This is a genomic window from Streptomyces malaysiensis subsp. samsunensis (genome assembly GCF_024519315.1).
GTDB lineage: Bacteria > Actinomycetota > Actinomycetes > Streptomycetales > Streptomycetaceae > Streptomyces > Streptomyces malaysiensis.
In genome coordinates this window covers 1-421 of sequence record NZ_JANIIC010000273.1, presented here as the reverse complement: position 1 = coordinate 421, position 421 = coordinate 1, and the positions used below count along the sequence as shown (strand labels likewise).

Annotated in this window: 1 protein-coding gene; it reads left to right on the top strand. The window is 73.4% G+C overall.

All coding sequences use genetic code 11. The features are described from left to right. Nucleotides 1-421, top strand: a 421-nt coding sequence (locus tag NQU54_RS48855; protein WP_257636694.1) for a beta-ketoacyl synthase N-terminal-like domain-containing protein, incomplete at both ends; no start/stop codon positions are given.

Genomic DNA, 421 nt, shown 5'->3' with positions numbered 1-421 from the left:
TTGGAGCGGGCCGGTATCGACCCGGCCTCGGTGCGCGGCAGCCAGACCGGCGTCTTCTGCGGGCTGACCTACCACGACTACGGCGATGCGGTGCACCAGGCCGGCGAGGCCGCCGAGGGCTACCTCATGACCGGCAACGCCGGAAGCGTGGCATCGGGGCGTATCTCCTACACCTTCGGCTTCGAGGGACCCGCGGTGACCGTGGACACCGCCTGCTCGTCATCCCTGGTGGCGCTGCACTGGGCCGCACAGGCGCTGCGGCAGGGCGAGTGCTCGCTGGCCCTCGCGGGTGGCGCGACGGTCATGGCCCGCCCGGTCGCGTTCGTCGAGTTCAGCCGTCAGCGCGGACTGGCCCCGGACGGGCGCTGCAAGCCCTTCGCGGGGGCCGCGGACGGTACCGGCTGGGCCGAGGGCGTCGGAA